This window comes from Streptomyces sp. NBC_00207, assembly GCF_045160965.1.
In the GTDB taxonomy this organism is placed as follows: Bacteria; Actinomycetota; Actinomycetes; order Streptomycetales; family Streptomycetaceae; genus Streptomyces.
This window is the reverse complement of sequence record NZ_CP130715.1, coordinates 6,748,588-6,771,339: the sequence shown is the minus strand read 5'-3', so window position 1 is coordinate 6,771,339 and position 22,752 is coordinate 6,748,588. Positions and strand designations below refer to the sequence as shown.

The 22,752-nt window shown below is 71.8% G+C and carries 16 protein-coding genes; 7 read left to right on the top strand and 9 right to left on the bottom strand.

Translation table 11 applies throughout. The annotated features are described in order from the left end of the window. Positions 1-85 precede the first annotated feature (85 nt). Positions 86-1,453, bottom strand: a complete 1,368-nt coding sequence (locus OG472_RS31935) for a M16 family metallopeptidase (protein ID WP_405834969.1) — start codon at positions 1,451-1,453, stop codon at positions 86-88. A gap of 20 nt (positions 1,454-1,473) precedes the next feature. Then, positions 1,474-2,823: a M16 family metallopeptidase gene (locus OG472_RS31930; protein ID WP_405832301.1), complete on the bottom strand. Its 1,350-nt coding sequence runs from the start codon at positions 2,821-2,823 to the stop codon at positions 1,474-1,476. 263 nt (positions 2,824-3,086) lie between these two features. Here OG472_RS31930 and OG472_RS31925 point away from each other — a divergent pair, with 263 nt between their 5' ends. From OG472_RS31925 to OG472_RS31915, 3 genes are all read left to right on the top strand, one after another. After that, positions 3,087-5,543: a DNA topoisomerase (ATP-hydrolyzing) subunit A gene (locus OG472_RS31925; protein WP_401611275.1), complete on the top strand. Its 2,457-nt coding sequence runs from the start codon at positions 3,087-3,089 to the stop codon at positions 5,541-5,543. A 98-nt stretch (positions 5,544-5,641) separates the two neighbouring features. After that, on the top strand, positions 5,642-7,720 hold the full coding sequence (locus OG472_RS31920) for a restriction endonuclease (protein WP_405832300.1): 2,079 nt from the start codon (positions 5,642-5,644) through the stop codon (positions 7,718-7,720). 10 nt (positions 7,721-7,730) lie between these two features. Next, positions 7,731-8,495, top strand: coding sequence for an alpha/beta fold hydrolase (locus OG472_RS31915; protein ID WP_405942312.1), 765 nt, complete (start codon positions 7,731-7,733; stop codon positions 8,493-8,495). 28 nt (positions 8,496-8,523) lie between these two features. On the opposite strand, the gene OG472_RS31910 is transcribed toward OG472_RS31915, so the two are convergent. Together OG472_RS31910 and OG472_RS31905 are read right to left on the bottom strand one after the other, a co-directional pair. Continuing rightward, positions 8,524-9,648 (bottom strand): CobW family GTP-binding protein, encoded by a 1,125-nt coding sequence (locus OG472_RS31910; RefSeq protein WP_405942311.1) that lies wholly within the window; start codon positions 9,646-9,648, stop codon positions 8,524-8,526. Positions 9,649-9,696: 48 nt separating this feature from the next. After that, positions 9,697-10,857: a citrate synthase gene (locus tag OG472_RS31905; RefSeq protein ID WP_405832294.1), complete on the bottom strand. Its 1,161-nt coding sequence runs from the start codon at positions 10,855-10,857 to the stop codon at positions 9,697-9,699. 80 nt (positions 10,858-10,937) lie between these two features. On the opposite strand from OG472_RS31905, the gene OG472_RS31900 reads away from it, so the two are divergent. The 3 genes from OG472_RS31900 to OG472_RS31890 all read left to right on the top strand — a co-directional run bounded on the left by OG472_RS31900 (position 10,938) and on the right by OG472_RS31890 (position 14,636). Next, complete coding sequence (locus OG472_RS31900; RefSeq protein ID WP_401611268.1) at positions 10,938-12,173, top strand: citrate/2-methylcitrate synthase; 1,236 nt, start codon at positions 10,938-10,940, stop codon at positions 12,171-12,173. Between the two features lie 163 nt (positions 12,174-12,336). Next, complete coding sequence (locus tag OG472_RS31895) at positions 12,337-13,938, top strand: ATP-binding protein (RefSeq protein WP_405832290.1); 1,602 nt, start codon at positions 12,337-12,339, stop codon at positions 13,936-13,938. 38 nt (positions 13,939-13,976) lie between these two features. Then, a complete protein-coding gene (locus tag OG472_RS31890; protein ID WP_401611363.1) occupies positions 13,977-14,636 on the top strand; it encodes a response regulator in 660 nt (219 codons plus the stop codon). Positions 14,637-14,642: 6 nt separating this feature from the next. Here OG472_RS31890 and OG472_RS31885 read toward each other — a convergent pair whose 3' ends face one another. From OG472_RS31885 to OG472_RS31875, 3 genes are all read right to left on the bottom strand, one after another. Next, entirely contained in the window at positions 14,643-16,235 is a 1,593-nt protein-coding gene (locus OG472_RS31885; RefSeq protein ID WP_401611265.1) for a cation acetate symporter, read from the bottom strand. Continuing rightward, positions 16,232-16,717 (bottom strand): DUF485 domain-containing protein, encoded by a 486-nt coding sequence (locus tag OG472_RS31880; protein ID WP_405942310.1) that lies wholly within the window; start codon positions 16,715-16,717, stop codon positions 16,232-16,234. The genes OG472_RS31885 and OG472_RS31880 overlap by 4 nt, the downstream gene beginning before the upstream one ends. 178 nt (positions 16,718-16,895) lie before the next feature. Then, on the bottom strand, positions 16,896-19,016 hold the full coding sequence (locus OG472_RS31875; protein WP_401611263.1) for a type IIA DNA topoisomerase subunit B: 2,121 nt from the start codon (positions 19,014-19,016) through the stop codon (positions 16,896-16,898). Positions 19,017-19,464: 448 nt separating this feature from the next. On the opposite strand from OG472_RS31875, the gene OG472_RS31870 reads away from it, so the two are divergent. After that, positions 19,465-19,698, top strand: a complete 234-nt coding sequence (locus tag OG472_RS31870) for a hypothetical protein (protein WP_030016583.1) — start codon at positions 19,465-19,467, stop codon at positions 19,696-19,698. Between the two features lie 136 nt (positions 19,699-19,834). Here OG472_RS31870 and OG472_RS31865 read toward each other — a convergent pair whose 3' ends face one another. Together OG472_RS31865 and OG472_RS31860 are read right to left on the bottom strand one after the other, a co-directional pair. Continuing rightward, complete coding sequence (locus OG472_RS31865; protein WP_405832286.1) at positions 19,835-20,761, bottom strand: S1 family peptidase; 927 nt, start codon at positions 20,759-20,761, stop codon at positions 19,835-19,837. A 112-nt stretch (positions 20,762-20,873) separates the two neighbouring features. After that, a complete protein-coding gene (locus OG472_RS31860) occupies positions 20,874-22,466 on the bottom strand; it encodes an RNA polymerase sigma factor (RefSeq protein WP_401611259.1) in 1,593 nt (530 codons plus the stop codon). Positions 22,467-22,752 lie beyond the last annotated feature (286 nt).

Sequence of the window (22,752 nt, the reverse complement as noted above, 5' to 3'; positions counted from 1 at the left end):
CAGACAAAAGGGGCTCCGGCGGATAAGCCCGCCAGAGCCCCTGCGCGATCCGTCGGTCGACCGTCAGCCGGCCGTCACCGACAGGTCAGTTGGTGACGACGGTGACGTCACCGATCCCGAGGGCACGTACCGGCTCCTCGATCACTGCCGCGTCGCCCACCAGGACCGTGACCAGGCGGTCCGCCGGGAAGGCCTTCACGACCGCCGTGGTCGCCTCCACGGTGCCGGTCTCGGCGAGCCGCGCGTACAACTGCGCCTGGTAGTCGTCCGGCAGCTCCTGCTCGACCTGGTCGGCGAGGGTGCCGGCGACCGAGGCCGCCGTCTCGAACTTCAGCGGGGCCACGCCCACCAAGTTCTGTACGGCCACGTCGCGTTCGGCGTCGGTCAGACCGCCCTCCGCGAGGGTGCGCAGCACCTTCCAGAGGTCCTCCAGCGCCGGTCCGGTGTTCGGGGTGTCCACCGAGCCGCTGATGGCGAGCATCGAGGCGCCCTTGCCGTCGGCGGTGGAGCGCAGTACCTGGCCGAAGGCGCGCACGCCGTAGGTGTACCCCTTCTCCTCGCGCAGCACCTTGTCCAGGCGGGAGGTGAGGGTGCCGCCCAGGCAGTACGTGCCGAGCACCTGGGCCGCCCAGACCTGGTCGTGGCGGTCCGCCCCGATCCGGCCGATCAGCAGCTGCGTCTGGACCGCGCCGGGCCGGTCCACGATGACCACGCGGCCGGTGTCGTCCGCGGTGACCGGCGGCACCGGAAGGGCCGCGGCGGTGTTGCCCGTCCACGCGCCCAGGGTGTCCGCCAGCACGGCGTCCAGGTCGATGCCGGTCAGGTCGCCGACGACCACCGCGGTGGCGGTGGCGGGGCGTACGTGGGCCTCGTAGAAGGCGCGCACGGCGGCGGAGTCGATCCGGGCGACGGTCTCCTCGGTGCCCTGGCGCGGCCGGGACATCCGCAGGGACGCCGGGAACAGCTCCTTGGAGAGCTGCTTTGCGGCGCGGCGCTGGGGGTTGGCCAGCTCGTGCGGGATCTCGTCGAGCCGGTTGCGCACCAGGCGGTCCACCTCGGCGTCGGCGAAGGCGGGGGCGCGGAGCGCCTCGGCGAGCAGGCTCAGCGCCTTGGCCAGCCGGGAGGCCGGGACCTCCAGGGAGACCCGGATGCCCGGGTGGTCGGCGTGCGCATCGAGGGTGGCGCCGCAGCGCTCCAGCTCGGCCGCGAACTCCTCGGCGGAGTGCTTGTCGGTGCCCTCGGAGAGCGCCCGCGCCATGATGGTCGCCACGCCGTCCAGGCCCTCGGGCTCGGCGTCGAGCGGGGCGGCGAGGTTGACCTCGACCGCGATCACCTGCTGGCCCGGCCGGTGGCAGCGCAGCAGGGTCAGCCCGTTGGACAGCTCCCCGCGGTCGGGGGCCGGGAAGGCCCACGGCTGCGGCTCGCCGGCCTGCGGGCGCGGGTGGAAGGTCATCGTGACGGCTGCGGTGTCGCTCACTGCTCCGCCCCCTCGTTCTCGTCGGACTCGTCGTTCTCGTCGTCGTCTGCCGCGATCGGCTCGTAGACGAGCACCGCGCGGTTGTCCGGGCGCAGCCGGGCCGCGGCCACGGCCTGCACCTCCTCGGCGGTGATGTCGAGGACGCGCTGGACCGCGGTCAGCGCCAGCTGCGGGTCGCCGAACAGCACCGCGAAGCGGCACAGTTCGTCGGCGCGGCCGGCCACGGTGCTCAGCCGGTCCAGCCACTCGCGCTCCAGCTGGGCCTGGGCGCGCTCCATCTCCTCGGCCGTCGGGCCCTCGGCGGCGAACCGCGCGAGCTCCTCGTCCACGGCCGCCTCGATGGCGGGGATCTCGACGCCGCTGGAGGTCTTGACGTCCAGCCAGCCCAGCGAGGGCGCGCCGGCCAGGCGCAGCATGCCGAAGCCGGCCGCGACGGCCGTCTGGTCACGGCGTACCAGCCGGTTGTGCAGCAGCGAGGACTCGCCGCCGCCCAGGATCGTCAGCGCCACGTCGGCGGCGTCGCACTCACGGGTGCCGTCGTGCGGCAGCCGGTAGGCGGCCATCAGCGCGCGGGCCGGGACCTCCTCGACGATCTCCTCGCGCAGCTGCTCCCCGATGACCTCGGGCAGCGAGCCGTCGCGGGGCGGCTGCTTGCCGTCGTGCGCGGGGATGGTGCCGAAGTACTTCTCGACCCAGGCGAGGGTCTGCTCGGGGTCGATGTCCCCGACGACCGAGAGCACCGCGTTGTTGGGCGCGTAGTACGTACGGAAGAAGGTGCGCGCGTCCTCGAGGGACGCGGCGTCCAGGTCGGCCATGGAGCCGATCGGGGTGTGGTGGTAGGGGTGGCCCTCGGGGTACGCCAGAGCGGTCAGCTTCTCGAAGGCCGTGCCGTACGGGACGTTGTCGTACCGCTGGCGGCGCTCGTTCTTGACGACGTCGCGCTGGTTCTCCATGGACTCGTCGTCCAGGGCGGCCAGCAGGGACCCCATCCGGTCCGCCTCCAGCCAGAGCGCGAGCTCCAGCTGGTGGGTCGGCATCGTCTCGAAGTAGTTGGTGCGCTCGAAGCTGGTGGTGCCGTTGAGGGAGCCGCCGGCCCCCTGGACCAGCTCGAAGTGCCCGTTGCCCGGGACGCTCGCCGAACCCTGGAACATCAGGTGCTCGAAGAGGTGAGCAAGGCCGGTACGCCCCTTGACTTCGTGGCGCGAGCCGACGTCGTACCAGAGGCAGACCGCGGCGACCGGGGTCAGGTGGTCCTCGGAGAGCACCACGCGCAGGCCGTTGGCCAGCCGGTGCTCGGTCGCTGTCAGGCCGCCGGAGCCGGCCTGGGCTGTGGCCGTGTGACCCATGGGCATGTGGTCCCTTCGATCGCGATGCAGAGATTTCCGTCAGACCTGCCACTGTATGCAAGCGCGTCGGCCGCCGGATAAGTTCCCGGGTCACTCCCCCGGGGTCGGAGTCGGCGTTGTCGGTGCCTCGGGCCACAATGGTCCGCGTCATACCCGTCCGGACATCCGCCCGCCCCGGCAAGACCGGCCAGACCCAGCCAGACCCCCAGCAGACCAGCCAGACACCCAGCACACCCCTTTCTTGGTTAAGGAGCCGCGCAGCGATGGCCCGCCGCAGCACGAAGACCCCGCCGCCGGAGGATTTCGAGGAGAAGATCCTCGACATCGACGTCGTCGACGAAATGCAGGGCTCCTTCCTCGAGTACGCGTACTCGGTGATCTACTCCCGCGCCCTGCCCGACGCCCGGGACGGCATGAAGCCGGTGCACCGCCGCATCGTCTACCAGATGAACGAGATGGGGCTGCGCCCCGACCGCGGCTACGTGAAGTGCGCCCGTGTCGTCGGCGAGGTCATGGGCAAGCTCCACCCGCACGGAGACGCCTCGATCTACGACGCCCTCGTACGCATGGCCCAGCCCTTCTCCATGCGGCTCCCGCTGGTCGACGGCCACGGCAACTTCGGCTCGCTCGGCAACGACGACCCGCCGGCCGCCATGCGTTACACCGAGTGCAAGATGGCCGACGCCACCTCGCTGATGACGGAGTCGATCGACGAGGACACCGTCGACTTCACCGCCAACTACGACGGCCAGGAGCGGGAGCCGGTCGCGCTTCCCGCCGCTTACCCGAACCTGCTGGTCAACGGCGCGTCCGGGATCGCGGTCGGCATGGCCACCAACATGCCCCCGCACAACCTCGGCGAGGTCATCGCGGCCGCCCGGCACCTGATCCGCCACCCGCAGGCGGACCTGGAGGCGCTGATGCGCTTCGTGCCGGGTCCCGACCTGCCCACCGGCGGCCGGATCGTGGGCCTGTCCGGGATCAAGGACGCCTACGAGAACGGCCGCGGCACCTTCAAGATCCGCGCGACGGTGGCCGTGGAGAACGTGACGGCGCGCCGCAAGGGCCTGGTCGTCACCGAACTGCCCTTCACGGTCGGCCCCGAGAAGGTCATCGCGAAGATCAAGGACCTGGTCGGCTCGAAGAAGCTCCAGGGCATCGCCGACGTCAAGGACCTCACCGACCGCTCGCACGGTCTGCGCCTGGTCATCGAGATCAAGAACGGCTTCCACCCGGAGGCCGTGCTGGAGCAGCTCTACAAGCTGACGCCGATGGAGGAGTCCTTCGGCATCAACAACGTGGCGCTGGTCGACGGGCAGCCGCTGACGCTGGGCCTCAAGGAGCTGCTGGAGGTCTACCTCGACCACCGCTTCGAGGTCGTCCGGCGGCGCAGCGAGTTCCGCCGCACCAAGCGCCGGGACCGGCTGCACCTGGTCGAGGGCCTGCTGGTGGCGCTCATCGACATCGACGAGGTCATCCGGCTCATCCGGGACAGCGACAACTCCGCGCAGGCCAAGGCCCGGCTGATGGAGCGGTTCTCGCTGAGCGAGATCCAGACCCAGTACATCCTGGACACCCCGCTGCGCCGCCTCACCAGGTTCGACCGGATCGAGCTGGAGTCCGAGCGCGACCGGCTGACCGGCGAGATCGACGAGCTCACCGGGATCCTGGAGTCCGACACGGAGCTGCGCAAGCTCGTCTCCACGGAACTGGCGGCGGTCGCGAAGAAGTTCGGCACCGAGCGCCGTACGGTGCTGCTGGAGTCGGCGGGCACCGCGGTGGCCGCGGTTCCGCTGGAGGTCGCGGACGACCCCTGCCGTGTGCTGCTGTCCTCGACGGGCCTGCTCGCGCGCACGGCCAACGGCGACCCGCTGCCGGAGGAGGAGGGCGGCGCCCGCGCCAAGCACGACCTGATCGTCTCGCAGGTCGCGGCCACCGCCCGCGCCGACGTCGGCGCGGTCACCTCGTACGGGCGGCTGCTGCGGCTGTCGGTGATCGACCTGCCCCAGCTGCCGGACACGCACGCCGCGCCGAACCTGGCGGGCGGCGCCCCGGTCTCGGAGTTCCTGTCCGGGCTGGAGGCGGACGAGAAGGTGATCTGCCTGACCTCGCTGGACGAGTCCTCGCAGGGCCTGGCCCTGGGCACCGAGCAGGGCGTGGTCAAGCGCGTCGTGCCGGACTACCCGGCCAACAAGGACGAGCTGGAGGTCATCACCCTCAAGGAGGGTGACCGGATCGTCGGCGCGGTGGAGCTGCGCACGGGCGAGGAGGACCTCGTCTTCATCACCGACGACGCCCAGCTGCTGCGCTACCCGGCGAGCCAGGTCCGCCCGCAGGGCCGCCCGGCGGGAGGCATGGCGGGCATCAAGCTCTCCGACAACGCCAAGGTGATCCACTTCTCGGCCGTCGACCCCGGCCGGGACGCCGTGGTGTTCACCGTGGCGGGCTCGCACGGCACGCTGGACGACTCGGTGCTGTCGGGGAAGCTGACCCCCTTCGACCAGTACCCGCGCAAGGGCCGGGCCACCGGCGGTGTGCGCTGCCAGCGGTTCCTGAAGGGCGAGGACGTGCTGGTGCTGGCCTGGGCGGGCGGCTCGCCCGTCCGCGCGGCGGCGGCGAACGGCACTCCGGCGGAGCTGCCGGCCGTGGACCCGCGCCGGGACGGCTCGGGTACGGCGCTGCCCGCGTCCGTCGCGGCGCTGGCGGGTGCCGCGCTGTAGGTCGCGGGAAGGCATTCGGGTGGTACGACCGGTGGGACGTACCACCCGAATGCCGACTAGTGTTTTCCCGTGGACGCGGTGGGGGGAGAACGCAGCTGATGAGCCGTCGAGCGAGCAGCGGACTGATCGGGAACTGGGCGGAGGCCCAGCGTCGGCAGCAACAGACGCAGCTGGTCCAGCAGCGCGAGGCCGAGCGCCGGCAGCGGGCCCACGAACGGGACGCGAACCGCAGCCACCGGCAGTACCGCGAGGCCGAGGCCCTGCGGCGTACCGCGCAGCTCGACGCCGAGGTCGAAGCCCTCAAGGGCCTGTTGGTCGCGGGCTGCCGGGCACCGGCGTTCCGGATATCCGCCCTGGCCCGGCCCGACCGGCTGCAGCCCTTCGACCCCGGGGCCCTGGCGCATCCGGTGCCGATGCCCCGCATCGAGGATTTCCAGCGGCAGAGCAGCGGCTGGACGCTCGGCTCGAACCACCGGGCGCAGGCGGAGCGGGAGGCGCACGCCCGCTACACCCAGGCCTGGCAGGCAGCGAACGCCGCGGAGGCGCAGCGCCGGCAGCAACTGGCGGCGTACCGGCAGCAGTACGACCGGTGGGCGGCGGAGCAGCTCGCCGGGATGCGGGCGCACAACGGCGGACTCACCGAGCTGGCCGACGCACTGCGCGCGGGTGACGCCGAGGCGGCGGTGGAGTACTTCTCGGCCGCCCTCTACGCCTCGACGGCCTGGCCCGAGACACTGCCGAGGCAGGTGACGGCCGCGTACGACCCGGCCGCGCGCCAGCTGGTACTGGACTGGGAGCTGCCCGGGTACGCGGTGGTACCGGAGGCCCGGGCGGTGCAGTACCTGCCGAGCACGGACCAGGACAAGGTGAAGCCCCGCCCGGTCACGGAACGACGGGCGCTGTACCGGGACCTGCTGGCCCAGTGCGTGCTGCTGGTGGTGCGCGAGCTGTACGCGGCGGACGAGTTCGGCGTACTGGACTCGGTCGTGATCAACGGCTTCGTGGACTGCCACGATCCGGTGACGGGCCGGGAGGCGCGATTCGTGCTCGCCACGGTACCGGCGGCGCGCGACGCCTTCGCCGGACTGCGGCTGGAGCAGGTCAGCGCGGTGGACTGTCTGGTCTCGGGGCTGGGCGGGCTGCTGTCGGCGCGGCCCGACCAGCTGACGGCGGTACGCCCCGGGCGCCGGCCCGACGAGGTCGGCGGAGATGTCGTCAGCCACGGCGGGCACGCCGGCGACGCGGACGAGGACGAGCCGGATCTCTTCGTGATGGACCCGATCGCCTTCGAGAACCTGGTCGCCGAGCTGTTCCGGGCGATGGGCATGGAGGCGGTAACCACGCAGCGGTCGGGCGACGGCGGGGTGGACGTGGAGGCGGTGGACCCGGCGCCGATCCGGGGCGGACGGATCGTGGTGCAGGTCAAGCGCTACCGGAACACGGTGCCGCCGACGGCCGTGCGTGATCTGTACGGCACGGTCCAGGACAAGGGGGCGAACAAGGGGGTGCTGGTCACCACCGCGTCCTTCGGACCGGGGTCGTACACCTTTGCCAACGGCAAGCCGCTTGAGTTGGTTCCCGGGGCGGACCTGGTCGAGCTGCTCCACCAGTACGGACTTCGGGGCCGGCTCGGCGGCGGCAGCGCCGCGGCGCCCGCGCGGCGGGCACCCGAGCCGGAGCCGGCTCCCCCGGCCGACCACAACGTGCTCGGCATGTCCTGGTCGGGCCGGGTCGCCCTCGACGTGTGCGCGCTCGTCTGCACGGGCAACCGGGTGCTGAGCGAGGACCACTTCGTCTTCTTCAACAACCCGCGGACCCCGGACGGTTCGGTACGGGCCCGCGCGCACGCGGCGCCCGACAAGGCGGCGCTGGAGGTCTCCTTCGACGCCCTGCCGTCGCAGGCCGACCGGCTGGTCCTCGTGGCCGCGATCGACCCGGAGGTCGATCCGCGGGCCGACCTCGCCGGGTTCACCGACGCCCACATCCGGCTGCTGTCCGCCGGCGGTGAGGAACTGGGACGGCTGGACGTCTCCGACGGGCGGGCCGGCGAAACAGCTCTGGTGCTCGGCTCGTTCCGGCGCCGGTCGAACGGCGACTGGGACTTCGTGATCGGCGGCAAGGGCTACCGGGGCGGCCTGGAGGACCTGCTGAGCGAGTACGGCGTCGAGGTCGCCTAGGGTCTGCCGCATGACTCTTGACTACGATGCGGCCGGCGACGGCCCCGCGCTGGTGCTGCTGCACTCCGCGGTGTGCGACCGAAGGATGTGGGACCCGCAGTGGCCGGCCCTCGTCGATGCCGGATACCGGGTGGTGCGTTGCGACTTCCGGGGCTTCGGCCGGAGTCCCTTGCCGAACCGGCGCCACAACGACGCAGAGGACGTACTGGACCTGCTGGACTCCCTCGGCATCGAGCAGGCGGCGCTGATCGCCTCCTCGTACGGCGGACGGGTCGCCGTGGAGATCGCCGCACGCCGTCCGGACCGGGTCTCCGCGTTGGCCCTGTTGTGTTCCGGGCTGCCCGGACATGAACCCGGCGATGAGCTGCGCGCGTTCGGCGAGCGGGAGGACGCGCTGATCGAGGCGGGTGACATCGAGGGGGCCGTGGAACTGAACGTGGACACGTTCCTGGGGCCGGATGCCGGTGAGGCGGTCCGGGACGAGGTGCGCGCGATGCAGAGGCGTGCCTTCGAGGTGCAGCTGGCCGCCCCCGAGGGGGCCGGCCGGAAGAACGTGGACATCGACCTGTCAGCGGTCAAGGCACCCGGTCTCGCGCTTTCCGGCGGCCTCGACCTGGCGGACTTCCGGGAGATCGCGGCAAGGCTTCCGGATCTGCTCGCCGACACCCGGCACGTCGAACTGCCCTGGGCCGGACATCTCCCCAGCCTGGAGCGGCCCGCCGCGGTGACTGACCTGCTGATCGGCTTCCTGCGCGAGACGGTTCCCGCCGGCTGAGCCGGCTATCCGGTCTCCGGTCAGCGCATCAGACGGCCCCGGCCTCGGCTCCGAGTCCGGACTCCGGCTCGGCTTCGGCTTCGGCTTCGGCTTCGGCTTCGGGACCGGCCGCGGCCCGGGGCTCGGCGACGTACCGCAGCACGCCCCACATGCTCTCGGGGGAGGCGTCCTGCGGGGCCTCCTCGCGGCAGGCCTCAAGCTCCCGCACAAGTGCCTCGCCGTCGGTGCCGGAGCCGATCAGGACCAGCTGCGTCAGGCGCGCTTCGCCCCGCCCCCAGGGCTGCGGGGCGAAGCGGAGGAACCGGCCGACCGCGTGGACCTCGTACTTCTCCTCGTGTCCGCGGACCCCGAACCACACGAAGCCCTTGATCCGGTAGAGCCCGGCAGGCCGCCGGTCGAGGAAATCGATGAACCGGCGCGGGGAGAGGGCCTGGCCGGAGGCGAACTCCGTGCTCGCGTAGGCGGCGTGCGCGTGGGTGCAGTGGTCGTGGCCGCCGGCCTCCGCGAGGAGGTCCTCGAAGGAGAGCTGGCCCCGGGTCTCGGTCCAGGGGCGCCGGTCGAAGAGCAGTTCCGGGTCGATCCGTCCGTGGTCGGCGCCCACGACCGGGGTGCCGGGGGCGCAGAGCGCGGCGAGCTCCGTCTCGATCCGGGCGCGTTCGCCGGGGTCGACCCGGTCGGTCTTGTTGAGCACCACCAGGTCCGCGACGGCGAGGTGGCGGTCGGTCTCCGGGTGCACGGCCCGTGTCGCGTCGAATTCGGCTGCATCCACGACCTGCACCAGACCGCCGTAGCGGATGGCGGGGTTCTCGCTGGCCATGAGCATCCGGATCATCTCCTGGGGCTCGGCCAGCCCGCTCGCCTCGATGACGATCACGTCGATGCGGTGGACGGGGGCGGAGAGCTTCTCCAGGTACGCGTCCAGCTCGCTGCCGTCGACGGCGCAGCACAGGCAGCCGCCGCCGAGGGAGACCATCGAGTCCCCGACCTGGCCGGCCACCGACATCGCGTCGATCTCGATCGATCCGAAGTCGTTGACGACGACCCCGATCCGGGTGCCCCCGCGACCGGCGAGGAGGTGGTTCAGCACGGTGGTCTTGCCGGATCCGAGGAAACCGGCGAGGACGACGACGGGGATGGGCTGCCTGCTGTTCACCCGGTCGATCGTAGCCAGCCTCCGCCGGTCGATCGGTCAATCGGTCGATCAGTCGATCAGCGGCACCGGCTGGGGCGGGGTGGGGCCGCTGTACCGGGCGGCAGGGCGGATGATCTTCGAGTCGGCGGCCTGTTCGAGGACGTTCGCGCTCCAGCCGACCACACGGGCCGCGCAGAAGGTCGGGGTGAACATCTCGCGCGGCAGCCCGCACAGCTCCATGACCACGCCCGCGTAGAACTCCACGTTGGTGTGCAGCTCCCGGCCCGGCTTGAGCTCGGCCAGGATCTCCTCGACCTGGCGCTCGACCTCGACGGCGAAGTCCACGAGCGGCCCGCCGAACTGGAGGGCGATCTCGCGCAGCATGCGTGAGCGGGGGTCCTCGGTGCGGTAGACGGGGTGGCCGAAGCCCATGATCCGGTCGCCCGCCAGGACCCGTTCGCGGATCCACGGCCCGATCCGGTCCACGGTGCCGATGGCGTCGAGGGTGTCCAGGGCGCGGCTGGGGGCGCCGCCGTGCAGCGGCCCGGAGAGCGCGCCGATCGCGCCGGTCAGACAGGCGGCCACGTCGGCGCCGGTGGAGGCGATCACCCGGGCGGTGAAGGTCGAGGCGTTGAAGCCGTGGTCGACCGTCGATATCAGGTACCGCTCGACCGCGCGGGTCTCGGTCGGGCCGGGCTCCCGGCCGGTCAGCATGTAGAGGTAATTGGCGGCGTACGGGAGGTCGTCGCGCGGCTCGACGGGCTCCAGGCCCTGCCCCAGCCGGTGCAGTGCGGTCAGCAGGGTCGGTACGGCGGCGCATGCGGCCAGCGCGTCGGCGGCCCGGCGGGCGGGATCGAGGTCGTACACCGGGCGGAAGCCGGCGGAGGCTCCGAGCAGGGAGAGTGCGGTGCGCAGCCCGGCGAGCGGGCCGGAGAGCCGGGTGGCCCGGGCCAGGCCCGGCAGTGCGTCCCGGACCTCCTCGGGCAGGTGGCGCAGCGGGGCGGTCTCGGCGGCGAAGGCGGCCCGCTCGGCGGCGTCGGCGGGCAGTGTGCCGCGGAACATCAGGTGCCAGACGTCCTCGAAGCTGCGGCGGGCTGCGAGCTCGACGGCCGAGTACTGGCGGTAGTGGTAGAAGCCCTCCCGGCCTCGGACGTCGCCCAGCTCGGTTTCGGTGACCACGACCCCCGCGAGGCCGCGCGGTCCTTCGATGGTGCTGTCGGTGGTGTTCATGGATCGACCATCCATGATGGATTGAATCCTTGTCAATGTTGATCTAATCAACATTGAAACCCATCTGTAGGGTGTCCGTCATGAGCGACCAGACGGACGGCGGGCGCAGGCTCAGCACACAAGAGGCGGCGGGGGTGCTCGGCGTGAAGCCGGCGACGGTGTACGCGTACGTCAGCCGGGGCCAGCTCACCAGCCGCCGCGATCCGGCCGGGCGGGGCAGCACCTTCGACGCGGCCGAGGTGGAGGCGCTGGCCCGGCGGAGCCGGCGCGAGGCGGCAGCTCCCGCCGGAGAGCTCTCCGTCCGCACGGCGCTCACCCTCATCGAGCCCGACCGGTACTACTTCCGGGGCGTGGACGCCGTGGCGCTGGCCTCGGAACACCGCTACGAAGAGGTCGCCGAGTGGCTCTGGACGGGAACCCTCGTGCCCGGGGCACGGTTCACCGCTCCCCCGGAAGCACTGGCCGCGGCCCGGCGGGCGGTGGCCGCACTGCCGGCCCACGGCGGCCCCATCGACCGGCTGCGGGTGGCGGTGGCCGCCGCCGCGGTGGCGGACCCGCTGCGCTTCGACCTGTCCGGGGAGGCGGTCCTCGGCTCGGCCCGCAGTCTGATTCCCACACTGGTCGGCGCACTCCCCGAGGCGGGTACGGCCCAGTGGGCCGGCGACGGCCGGATCGCCCGTCAGCTGTGGTCGCGGCTGACGGCCCGGGAGCCGGACCCGGACGCCCTGGCCGTGCTGGACCTGGCGCTCGCGCTGCTCGTCGACCACGACCTGGCCGCCTCGACCCTGGCCGTACGGGTGGCCGCCTCGGCGCGCGCCCATCCGTACGCGGCGGTGTCCGCCGGGCTCGGCGCACTCGAAGGACCCCTGCACGGCGCGGCCGGACGGCTCGCGCACCGGATGCTCGTCGAGGTGCTGGAACAGGGCGGGGCCGCGCCGGTGGTGGCGGAGTACCTTCGGGCCGGGCGCCGGGTCCCGGGGCTCGGACACCGCCTGTACCGGGGGGAGGACCCGCGTGCGCAGGCGCTGTTCGCCCGGCTGGAGGGGCTGGAACAGGCCGCTCCCGCCCTGGGCGCGGCGCGCGAGGTGGCCGCGGTGATGGCCAGGCAGGGCGGGCTGCACGCCAATGTGGACCTGGCGCTGGCGGTGCTGACCGTGTCGTGCGGGATGGCCGCGGAGGCCGGGGAGACGGTCTTCGCGGTGGCCCGCACGGCGGGCTGGATGGCGCACGCCCTGGAGGAGTACCAGGAGCGGCCGCTGCGGATGCGGCCGAGCGGGCAGTACCACGGCCCGCGCCCGCCCCAGCCGATGCCGTAACGCCCCGCTCTCCCTGCTGCGGCCTCCGCTTCGCCCCCTCACCCGCGGTGAAGCGCGCAACACGGCCCGAACATGACAGAAGTGGCGAAGCCGACAAGCTCGCCGCAGACGTTCCGCTCGTGCCGGGGCCGACCTACCGTTGCTGCCCATGCGGTTCCCCCTCATGAGCGCTCGGCGCCTCGGGCTGCCCAGACGGGCCGTCTCCCAGATCCTGCTGACCCAGCTGGCCATCGCCGCCGGGGTCGCCGTCCTGGCGACCGGACTGTTCCTGGCACCGCTGAGCGCGCAGCTCGACGACCAGGCCATGCGGCGCGCCCTCGCGATCGCGCAGAGCGCCGCGGCCGACCCCTCGCTGGCCGCCGACCTCCTGGACTCCGGGGCCTCGCCCGACAGCCCGGTGCAGTCCTCGGCCGAGCGGATCCGCCGGGCCACCGGGGCCGAGTACGTGGTCGTCCTCGACCTGGACGGCATCCGCCGCTCGCACCCGAGCGCAGACCGGATCGGGCTGCCGGTCTCCACCGACCCGAGCGCCGCGCTGGGGGGCCGCGAGGTCATGGAGATCGACGAGGGCACCCTGGGCCGCTCCGCCCGCGGCAAGGTCCCGCTCGTCGCGGCCGACGGCGAGATCGTCGGCGCCGTCTCGGTGGGCATCGCCTACGACAGCGTTCGTGACCGGCTGCTCGGCGCCATACCCGGCCTGCTCGCCTACGCGGGCGGCGCACTGGCCGCGGGCGCCCTGGCCGCCTATCTGCTCTCCCGCCGGATCCAGCGCCAGACCCGGGACCTGGCCTTCTCCGACATCTCCGGCCTGCTCGCCGAGCGCGAGGCGATGCTGCACTCCATTCGCGAAGGAGTCATCGCCCTCGACTACCACGGCCGGGTCCGGCTCGTGAACGACGAGGCCGCCCGGCTGCTGGGCCTCGCCCCGGACTCCACCGGCACCCTGGCCGGACGCCCCCTGGACGACGTACTCGGCGCCGGCCGCACCGCCGATGTGCTCTCGGGCCGCGTCACCGGCCGGGACCTGCTCACCGTCCAGGGCCCCCGGGTCCTGGTCGCCAACCGCATGCCCACCGAGGACGGCGGCGCCGTCGCCACCCTGCGCGACCGTACCGAGCTGGAACGCCTCGGCCGTGAACTCGACTCCACCCGGGGCCTCATCGATGCCCTCCGTGCCCAGGACCACGAGCACGCCAACCGCCTCCACACCCTCCTCGGCCTGCTGGAACTGGGCCTGCACGAGGAGGCGGTGGAGTTCGTCACCGAGGTCGCCGACGTGCACCGCACGACTGCCGAACAGGTCACCGAGAAGGTCCAGGACCCGCTGCTGGCCGCCCTTCTCGTGGGCAAGGCGACCGTCGCGGCCGAACGCGGCGTCCCCCTGAGGCTGGCCGCGGCCACCCTCCTCCCCGACCGCCTGGTGGACCCGGGCGGCCTCGTCACGATCGTGGGCAACCTGGTGGACAACGCCCTGGACGCCGCCGCCGGTTCGGCGGCGCCCCTGGTCGAGGTGGAGCTGCGCGCGGAGGGCCGTACCGCCGTGCTGCGGGTGCGCGACAGCGGCCCCGGGGTGCCCGCCGCGCGCCGCGAGGAGATCTTCACCGAGGGCTGGTCGACCAAGCAGCCCAGCGCCCACCGCGAGCGCGGGCTGGGCCTCGCCCTCGTACGCCGCCTCGCGGAGCGGCAGGGCGGCAGCGCCCGGGCCGGTGAAGCAGCGGACGGAGGGGCGGAATTCTCCGTCGTACTCCCGGAGGCCCTGCGGTGAACGAGACCCCGATCCACGTATTGGTCGTCGACGACGACATGCGTGTTGCCCGGATCAACGCGGCGTACGTGGCGAAGGTTCCCGGTTTCCGCGTCACGGCGCAGGCCCATTCGGCGGCCGAGGCCCTGGAGTTCCTCACCTCGCAGGCGGTGGACCTGGTCCTCCTGGACCACTACCTCCCCGACGAGAACGGCCTGGACCTGGTCCGGCGCCTGCGCCAGCTCGGCCACCACACCGATGTGATCATGGTCACGGCCGCCCGCGATCTCGCCACCGTGCAGGCCGCGATGCGTCTCGGGGCCCTCCAGTACCTGGTCAAACCCTTCACCTTCGCCGGACTGCGCACCCGGCTGGAGGCGTACGGGGCCCTGCGCCGCACCCTGGAGACGGGCGGCGAGGCCGAACAGGCCGAGGTGGACCGGATCTTCGGCGCCCTCGCCGCCGCGGGACCCGCGAACGAGCTCCCCAAGGGCCACTCCCCCACGACGGCGGAACTGGTCCGCCAGGTCCTGCTCTCTGCGGAGGGCCCCCTTTCCACCCAGCAGATAGCCGACCGCGCGGGCGTCAGCCGCCAGACCGCCCAGCGCTACGTGAAGCTGCTCGAACGCACCGCCCGCGTGACCCTGGCCCTGCGCTACGGGGAGACCGGCCGCCCGGAGCACCGCTACACCTGGCTCCCGTCGGAGGGGCCGGCCTGACGGCGCTCAGACCGCCCCGGCGCCGGTCAGGGAGCGGACCTCCGTCTGGGCGTGCTTCGCCTCGTCCGGCTCCTCGCCCGAGGTGACCGTGCCCAGCCAGCCCGCCAGGAACCCCAGCGGGATCGAGACGATGCCCGGGTTCTGCAGCGGGAAGTACTGGAAGTCCACACCCGGGAAGAGGGATTCCGCGCTGCCCGACACCACCGGCGAGACCAGCACCAGCAGCACCGCCGGAACCAGGCCCCCGTACACCGACCAGACGGCTCCCCGCGTGGTGAAGCCGCGCCAGAAGAGCGAATACAGCAGCACCGGAAGGTTCGCCGAGGCCGCCACCGCGAAGGCCAGTCCCACCAGGAACGCCACATTGAGGTCCTGGGCGAGCAGCCCCAGGGCGATCGCCACCGCCCCGATGCCGACCGCCGCGACCCGGGCCACCGCGACCTCGCTGCGCTGCTTGGCCCGGCGCCGCTTGAGCGATGCGTACAGGTCGTGCGCGACGGAGGCCGACGATGCCAGGGTGATGCCGGCCACGACGGCCAGGATGGTGGCGAAGGCGATGGCGGCCACGAAGGCGAACAGCACCGCGCCCCCGGTGGATCCGGCGCCCCCGCCGAGGAAGGCCGCGAGCAGCGGAACGGCCGTGTTCCCGGAGGCGTTGGAGGCCCGTACCTCGTCCGGGCCCACCAGCGCCGCCGCCCCGAAGCCGAGCACGATGGTCATCAGGTAGAAGCCGCCGATCAGCGCGATCGCCCACACCACCGACCGGCGCGCCGCACGCGCCGTGGGCACCGTGTAGAAGCGCGACAGGATGTGCGGCAGCCCGGCGGTCCCGAGGACCAGCGCGAGGCCGAGGCTCATGAAGTCGACGCGGGAGGTCCAGTCGCCACCGTACTTGAGGCCGGGGCCGAGGAACTTGGCCCCGTGCCCGCTGCGGTCGGCGGCGCTGGTGAGCAGCTGGTCGAAGTTCCCGTGGAAGCGCAGCATCACGAGCACGGTCAGGGTGACCGCCCCGCCCATCAGCAGGACGGCCTTGACGATCTGGATCCACGTGGTGGCCCGCATCCCGCCGAAGGACACGTAGACCACCATCAGCGCGCCCACCCCGATCACGGTCAGGGTCCGGGCCGCTGCGCTCGAGCTGCCGAGCAGCAGACCGACCAGGCTGCCCGCGCCGACCATCTGCGCGACGAGGTAGAGCACGGAGACGACGACGGAGGAGGTGCCGGCCGCGATCCGCACCGGACGCTCGCTCATCCGCGCGGCGACCACGTCGGCGAGGGTGAAGCGCCCGCAGTTGCGGACCAGTTCGGCGACGAGGAAGAGGACCACCAGCCAGGCGACGAGGAATCCCACCGAATAGAGCATGCCGTCGTAGCCGAAGAGGGCGATCAGACCGGAGATGCCGAGGAAGGAGGCGGCGGACATGTAGTCGCCGGCGATGGCGAAACCGTTCTCCATCGGGGAGAACAACCGACCGCCCGCGTAGAACTCCTCGGCCGACCCGTGCCGGTTCCGGCTCACCCAGGTGGTGATGCCCAGGGTCACCGCGATGAAGACGCTGAACAGGATCAGCGCGAGGGTCTGGTGTTCGGTGGTCACCGGCCGGCTCCCCTCGCCCGGGTCCGCTCCTGGTCGCGTTCCTGCTCGAAGACGGTCCAGCGCAGATCGAGGGCGGCCCGGTCCCGGCGCACCCGCGCGTGCCGGGCGTAGGCCCAGGTCAGCAGGAAGGTGGTGAGGAACTGGCCGAGTCCCGCCAGCATGGCCACGTTGACCGCGCCCACCACGGGCCGGGCCATCACGCCGGGCGCCGCGGTGGCTGCGACCACATAGGCGACGTACCAGAGGAAGAAGCCGGCGGTCGCGGGGACGACGAACCTGCGGTAGCGGCTGCGGACCTCCTGGAAGGCGGCGCTGCGCTGCACTTCGAGGTAGATGTCGGATGCGCCGTGCGCGGGGCTGCCGCCCGGGGCCGGGCGCGGTGGGGACGTTTCCTCGCCCTCGCCCCAGCCGACGGCCAGCGCGTCGTACCAGGGGTCGTCCAGCCGGATCGTTCCGGCATCACGACCTTCGTGCTTGTCCACCGAACTCTCCTTGTCCGCCGCCGCATTGGCCGCGTGCCCACAAGGATGTGCTCAATAGTCGCTTTCCGGACTGGTGTACCGGCGCTCTTCACTCCAACAGGTGATGGAGGGAAGAGCGCCGGTGTGCCGTGAAGCCCTTCTGCGCCGTCCGGGCCGGCCGGTGCGGGCTCCGAGCGGGTCAGGCGTCGATGCGCGAGCGGTCCAGGGTCGCCGCGGAGCTCGTGATGAACTCCTTGCGCGGCGCCACCTCATTGCCCATGAGCAGGTCGAAGACCTGCTCGGCCGAGTCCAGGTCGCCGATGTTGATCCGGCGCAGGGTGCGGAAGCGGGGGTCCATGGTGGTCTCCGCCAGCTGGTCCGCGTCCATCTCGCCGAGGCCCTTGTAGCGCTGGATCGAGTCCTTGTACCGGATGTTCTTGCGCTGGTACTCCAGAAGGGTCTGGCGCAGCTCGTTGTCCGAATACGTGTAGACGTACTTGTCCTGGCCCTTCTTCGGCTGGACCAGCTCGATCCGGTGCAGAGGCGGCACGGCCGCGAAGACCCGGCCGGCCTCGACCATCGGCCGCATGTACCGCTGGAAGAGCGTGAGCAGCAGGCAGCGGATGTGCGCGCCGTCCACGTCGGCGTCGACGAGCAGCACGATCTTGCCGTAGCGGGCGGCGTCGATGTCGAAGGTCCGGCCCGAGCCGGCTCCTATGACCTGGATGATCGCCCCGCACTCGGCGTTCTTGAGCATGTCCGAGATCGAGGACTTCTGGACGTTGAGGATCTTGCCGCGGATGGGCAGGAGCGCCTGGAACTCCGAATTCCGGGCGAGCTTCGCCGTACCGAGAGCCGAGTCGCCCTCGACGATGAAGAGCTCGCTGCGGTCCACGTCGTCGCTGCGGCAGTCGGCCAGCTTGGCGGGGAGCGAGGAGGTCTCCAGCGCGGTCTTGCGACGCTGCGCCTCCTTGTGCTGACGGGCCGCGATCCGGGTCCGGGCGGCCGCGACGATCTTCTCCATCACGGCGCGGGCCTGCTGCTTGTCGTCGCGCTTGGTGGAGGTCAGGAAGGCCTTGAGCTCCTTGGCGACCACGGCGGCGACGATCCGGGTGGCCGCCGAGGTGCCGAGCACCTCCTTGGTCTGGCCCTCGAACTGCGGCTCCGCGAGGCGGACGGTGACGACGGCCGTCATGCCCTCCATCGCGTCGTCCTTGACCACGTCGTCCTCGGCCACGCGCAGCAGCTTGGCCGAGCGCAGCACCTCGTTCACGGTCTTGGCGACCGAGCGCTCGAAGCCGGAGACGTGCGTGCCGCCCTTGGGGGTGGCGATGATGTTCACGAAGGACTTGACGTTGGTCTCGTAGCCCGTGCCCCAGCGCAGGGCGATGTCCACGCCGAGCTCACGCGTGACCTCGGTGGGCGTCATGTGGCCGCGGTCGTCGAGGACCGGGACGGTCTCCTTGAAGGTGCCCGTGCCGTGCAGGCGCAGCACGTCGCAGACGGCCTTGTCCTGGGCGAGGTACTCGCAGAATTCGCTGATTCCGCCGTCGAAGCGGAACGTCTCCTCGGTCTTGCCGGCGCCGTCGATGCCGCGCTCGTCGCGCACGACCAGGGTCAGGCCCGGGACGAGGAAGGCGGTCTGGCGGGCGCGCTGGTAGAGCGTCTCCAGATTGAGCCGGGCGTCCTTGAGAAAGATCTGGCGGTCGGCCCAGTAGCGGACCCGGGTGCCGGTCTTGCCCTTGGCGATCCGCTTGACCTTGCGCAGGCCGTTGGCGGGGTCGAAGGGGCTGTCGGGGCCCTGCTCGATGAACATGCCGGGGACGCCGCGCCGGAAGCTGATGGCGTGGGTGGAGCTGCCCCGGTCGACCTCGACGTCCAGCCGGGCGGAGAGGGCGTTGACCACGGAGGCGCCGACGCCGTGCAGGCCGCCGGAGGCCGCGTACGAGCCTCCGCCGAACTTGCCGCCGGCGTGGAGCTTGGTCATGACGACCTCGACGCCGGACAGGCCGGTCTTGGGCTCGACGTCCACGGGGATGCCGCGGCCGTTGTCCCGGACCTCCACGGAGGCGTCCTCGTGGAGGATCACCTCGATGTGGTCGCAGTAGCCGCCCAGGGCCTCGTCGACGGAATTGTCGATGATCTCCCACAGGCAGTGCATCAGGCCCCGGCTGTCGGTCGAGCCGATATACATGCCGGGGCGCTTGCGGACGGCCTCCAGCCCTTCGAGGACGAGCAGGTGCCGCGCGGTGTAGTTGGAACCGTCCCGGTCTGCTCCGGACAGCAGCGCGCTGGAAGGCACGGACGTGTCGGCGGTCACGCAGTTCGCTCCTCGCTGAATTTCTTTTCTGGCCCGGTGGGGCGCAGGGGTGGCTCGGCTGCCGGTCGAAGGGTACCGAGGCCAGGTAGAGCCGATGCAACGCCACCCTCGTGCGTTCCTCACCCTAGTCCAGATCCGCACGGATGTTCGATCCCCCGGGCGGGTGAAGGAAACATCACGTTCCCTTCCGCGCATGAACCATTTAGGGTTCGGGCACGTCCTCATGAACAACCTGGCACTCACGCCGGGGGAGGATGGAACTGCAACAAGCGCACGACTGACAACGCGAAACCGTAAAGCAACGCAATACGGCTCCTTCGCCGCCAACCGGCAACAGCCGGCCAGCTTCGGAAGGAAGTTTCGAGGAAAAGCCGCGAGCGGGAACGTTTTCGGCCTGGTTGGATGTTGACCCTGGTACGACAGCTCGTCGAGCTAGAGAAGAGGCGACGTGACTACTGTTCTGACACCCGCGACCCCGCTGACGGCCGCTGACCGATGCGACCGTTGCGGCGCCCAGGCATATCTGCGCGTCGTCCTGCTGAGCGGCGGTGAACTGCTCTTCTGCGCCCACCACGGTCGCAAGTTCGAGCCGGAACTCAAGAAGATCGCCGCGGAAATACAGGATGAGACCGAGCGGCTTACGTCCGCTCCGGCTGCCAATGCCGAACCCGAGGACCGCTGACACAGGCCTACACCTCGCATCCGACGAGCCAGGACCGGCGATGCCGGTCGACGGGCGGCACCCCTGAGACCCAGGGGTGCCGCCCGTCCTCACATCCACGGCCGCCCGCGCTCGGGGGCGGGCGGCCGTACGGTCCCTAGCGCGTGCGATGCCCCTGCGCGGGCCCTGCACCCGGCACGGAGCGCCTCCGGGCCTCCCACGCACCGTCCTGCACCCCGGCGGGCTGCGCGCCCGTCTCCGGGGCCGTCACGAAGCCGGCCAGCGGGGCGATGCGCGTGTAGACCCCCGGGCTGTCGGCGCGCCCGCAGCCGCGGCCCCACGAGACCAGCCCGATGAGCCGCCCCTGCGCCACCAGCGGTCCGCCGCTGTCGCCCTGGCAGGCGTCCTTGCCGCCCCCGCCGTCCCCCGCGCACACCATGGACTCGGCGCGGTACTGCCCGTCGGCGTCGCCCGGGTAGGCGCGCCCGCACACCTCGTCCTCCAGCACCGTCACCTGCGCGGCCCGGAGCGCGTACGCGTAGTCACCGAAACCGCTCGTGTCGCCCCAGCCGTAGACGGCCGCCTCGGTCCCCGCCTCGTAGGCGGGATGCCCCGCCTGCGCCATGGGAAGGACCTGGTGGGCCGGCACGGCCTCGGCCAGGTCCAGGACGGCGAGGTCCCCCGCGTTGCTCTGCGGGTCGTAGGCCGGGTTCACCCGGGCCCCGCGCACCGGGATCTCCCGGCCGTCGCTCGCCTGGAGCTCCGTACGCCCGATGATCACCCGGAAGTCGGGCACGGATTCGACCGGGCCGCCCAGCACCTGGCTGCCCAGGCAGTGCGCCGCGGTCACCACCCGGGTCGGGGCGACGACGACTCCCCCGCAGAACTGCCCGCCCCGCGTACCTCCGAACCGGTCACGGCTGGCCAGGGCCACGACCCAGGGGCTGTCGGCCACCTTGACCGGCTTGCCGCCGATCACCACGCTGTCCGCGGCCGCCTGCGGCATCTGGGCGAGCGGCACCGCGGCCGCTCCCGCCGCCAGGGTCAGCGCGCCCGCCAGAGCACGGGCAAAGGGACGACGCATGAGGCCTCCTGACTCCGAGTGTGCATGACTCCACCCAGAGTGGGATGCCCGGTGGCCGAGCGCACCCGCGCGGCCACCGTCGCTGCCGTCCGCCGGCCGTGCCCGTGCCCGGTCAGTCCAGGTAGTCGCGGAGCACCTGGGAGCGGGACGGGTGCCGCAGCTTCGACATCGTCTTCGACTCGATCTGGCGGATCCGCTCGCGCGTGACCCCGTAGACCTTGCCGATCTCGTCGAGGGTCTTGGGCTGGCCGTCCGTGAGGCCGAAGCGCATCGAGACCACGCCGGCCTCGCGCTCGCTCAGGGTGTCGAGCACCGAGTGCAGCTGCTCCTGCAGGAGCGTGAAGCTCACGGCGTCGGCCGGGACCACGGCCTCGGAGTCCTCGATCAGGTCGCCGAACTCGCTGTCGCCGTCCTCGCCGAGCGGCGTGTGCAGGGAGATCGGCTCGCGGCCGTACTTCTGGACCTCGATGACCTTCTCGGGGGTCATGTCGAGTTCCTTGGCCAGCTCCTCCGGGGTGGGCTCGCGCCCCAGGTCCTGGAGCATCTGGCGCTGCACGCGGGCGAGCTTGTTGATGACCTCGACCATGTGCACCGGGATGCGGATGGTGCGGGCCTGGTCGGCCATGGCGCGCGTGATCGCCTGCCGGATCCACCACGTGGCGTAGGTCGAGAACTTGTAGCCCTTGGTGTAGTCGAACTTCTCGACTGCGCGGATGAGACCCAGGTTGCCCTCCTGGATCAGGTCCAGGAAGAGCATGCCGCGGCCGGTGTAGCGCTTCGCGAGGGAGACCACGAGGCGGAGGTTGGCCTCCAGCAGGTGGTTCTTGGCGCGGCGGCCGTCCTCGGCGATGATCTCCAGCTCGCGCTTGAGCTTGGGCGCCAGCTTGTCGGAGTTCGCCAGCTTGTCCTCGGCGAACAGCCCGGCCTCGATGCGCTTGGCGAGCTCCACCTCCTGCTCGGCGTTGAGGAGGGGGACCTTGCCGATCTGCTTGAGGTAGTCCTTGACCGGGTCGGCGGTGGCGCCGGCGACCACGACCTGCTGGGCGGGGGCGTCGTCCTCGTCGTCGGAGATGACGAAGCCCTTGTTCTCGCCGCCCTCCTCCTCTTCGTCGGCCTCGGCCTTGGCGGCGTCGGGGCCCTCGTCGGAGGAGTCGTCCTCGCCGGCCTCGTCGGCGTCCTTCTTGGCGGCGGTCTTCTTCGCCGCCGTCTTCTTGGCGGCGGTCTTCTTGGCGGGCGCGGCCTTCTTGGCGGCGGTCTTCTTCGCCGCGGTCTTCTTGGCGGCCGGCTCGGTTCCGGGCTCCTCCGCGAGGGCGTCCGCGGTCTCCGGGTCCGCCGTTTCGGCTGCCGGTGCCGCGGCGGGCGCGGTGGCTGCGGGCTGCGCTGCCGTCGTCCTGGCCGCCGTCTTCCTGACGGGCTCGGTGGCCGTCCTCTTGGCCGGGCTCTTCGCTGCGACGCTCTTGCGGGTGGTGCGCTTGGGCGACTCCGCGGCACTGACCATCAGCGTCACACCCTCTTCCTCGAGGATCTGGTTGAGGCTGCGCAGAACATTCTTCCACTGGGTCGCAGGAATCTGGTCAGCCTCGAAGGCCCGACGCACGTCATCGCCGGCGATCTGCCCCTCGGCCTTGCCCCGCTCGATGAGCGCCATCACAGACTCGGAATCGGCGATCTCCGGCGGGAGCGTACGGGATGTGCTGGCCGACACGAACAACCTCTCGGAACGATGGGAACGGCTTCCGACGCCGGGCCTGGTGGTGCTGGACCGGAGCCGACGACCACCGACCGGGGTTGGGCCGGCGGCGCGGGCAGGGGCCGGGGAGCTGCACAGCACCCCCAAGGGCTGCTGTCTTCCCTCCGTCGGCCATCACCTCTTAGGTCATCGCTTGACCTCGCAGAGTGTTACGCCCAATCTTCGTGGCCCGAGTCACACCCCGTACGCACCGACGCCGGTCCGGCGGTCGTACCGGCGGTCCGGACGTGGCCGGACGCCC

Excerpts from the sequence above, each read along its gene's own strand:
- OG472_RS31895 (WP_405832290.1), top strand. The coding sequence starts at position 12,337 with ATGAGCGCTCGGCGCCTCGGGCTGCCCAGACGGGCCGTCTCCCAGATC.
- OG472_RS31905 (WP_405832294.1), bottom strand. The coding sequence starts at position 10,857 with ATGAACACCACCGACAGCACCATCGAAGGACCGCGCGGCCTCGCGGGG.
- OG472_RS31930 (WP_405832301.1), bottom strand. The coding sequence starts at position 2,823 with ATGGGTCACACGGCCACAGCCCAGGCCGGCTCCGGCGGCCTGACAGCG.
- OG472_RS31925 (WP_401611275.1), top strand. The coding sequence starts at position 3,087 with ATGGCCCGCCGCAGCACGAAGACCCCGCCGCCGGAGGATTTCGAGGAG.
- OG472_RS31890 (WP_401611363.1), top strand. The coding sequence starts at position 13,977 with ATGCGTGTTGCCCGGATCAACGCGGCGTACGTGGCGAAGGTTCCCGGT.
- OG472_RS31920 (WP_405832300.1), top strand. The coding sequence starts at position 5,642 with ATGAGCCGTCGAGCGAGCAGCGGACTGATCGGGAACTGGGCGGAGGCC.
- OG472_RS31915 (WP_405942312.1), top strand. The coding sequence starts at position 7,731 with ATGACTCTTGACTACGATGCGGCCGGCGACGGCCCCGCGCTGGTGCTG.
- OG472_RS31935 (WP_405834969.1), bottom strand. The coding sequence starts at position 1,453 with ATGACCTTCCACCCGCGCCCGCAGGCCGGCGAGCCGCAGCCGTGGGCC.
- OG472_RS31865 (WP_405832286.1), bottom strand. The coding sequence starts at position 20,761 with ATGCGTCGTCCCTTTGCCCGTGCTCTGGCGGGCGCGCTGACCCTGGCG.
- OG472_RS31900 (WP_401611268.1), top strand. The coding sequence starts at position 10,938 with ATGAGCGACCAGACGGACGGCGGGCGCAGGCTCAGCACACAAGAGGCG.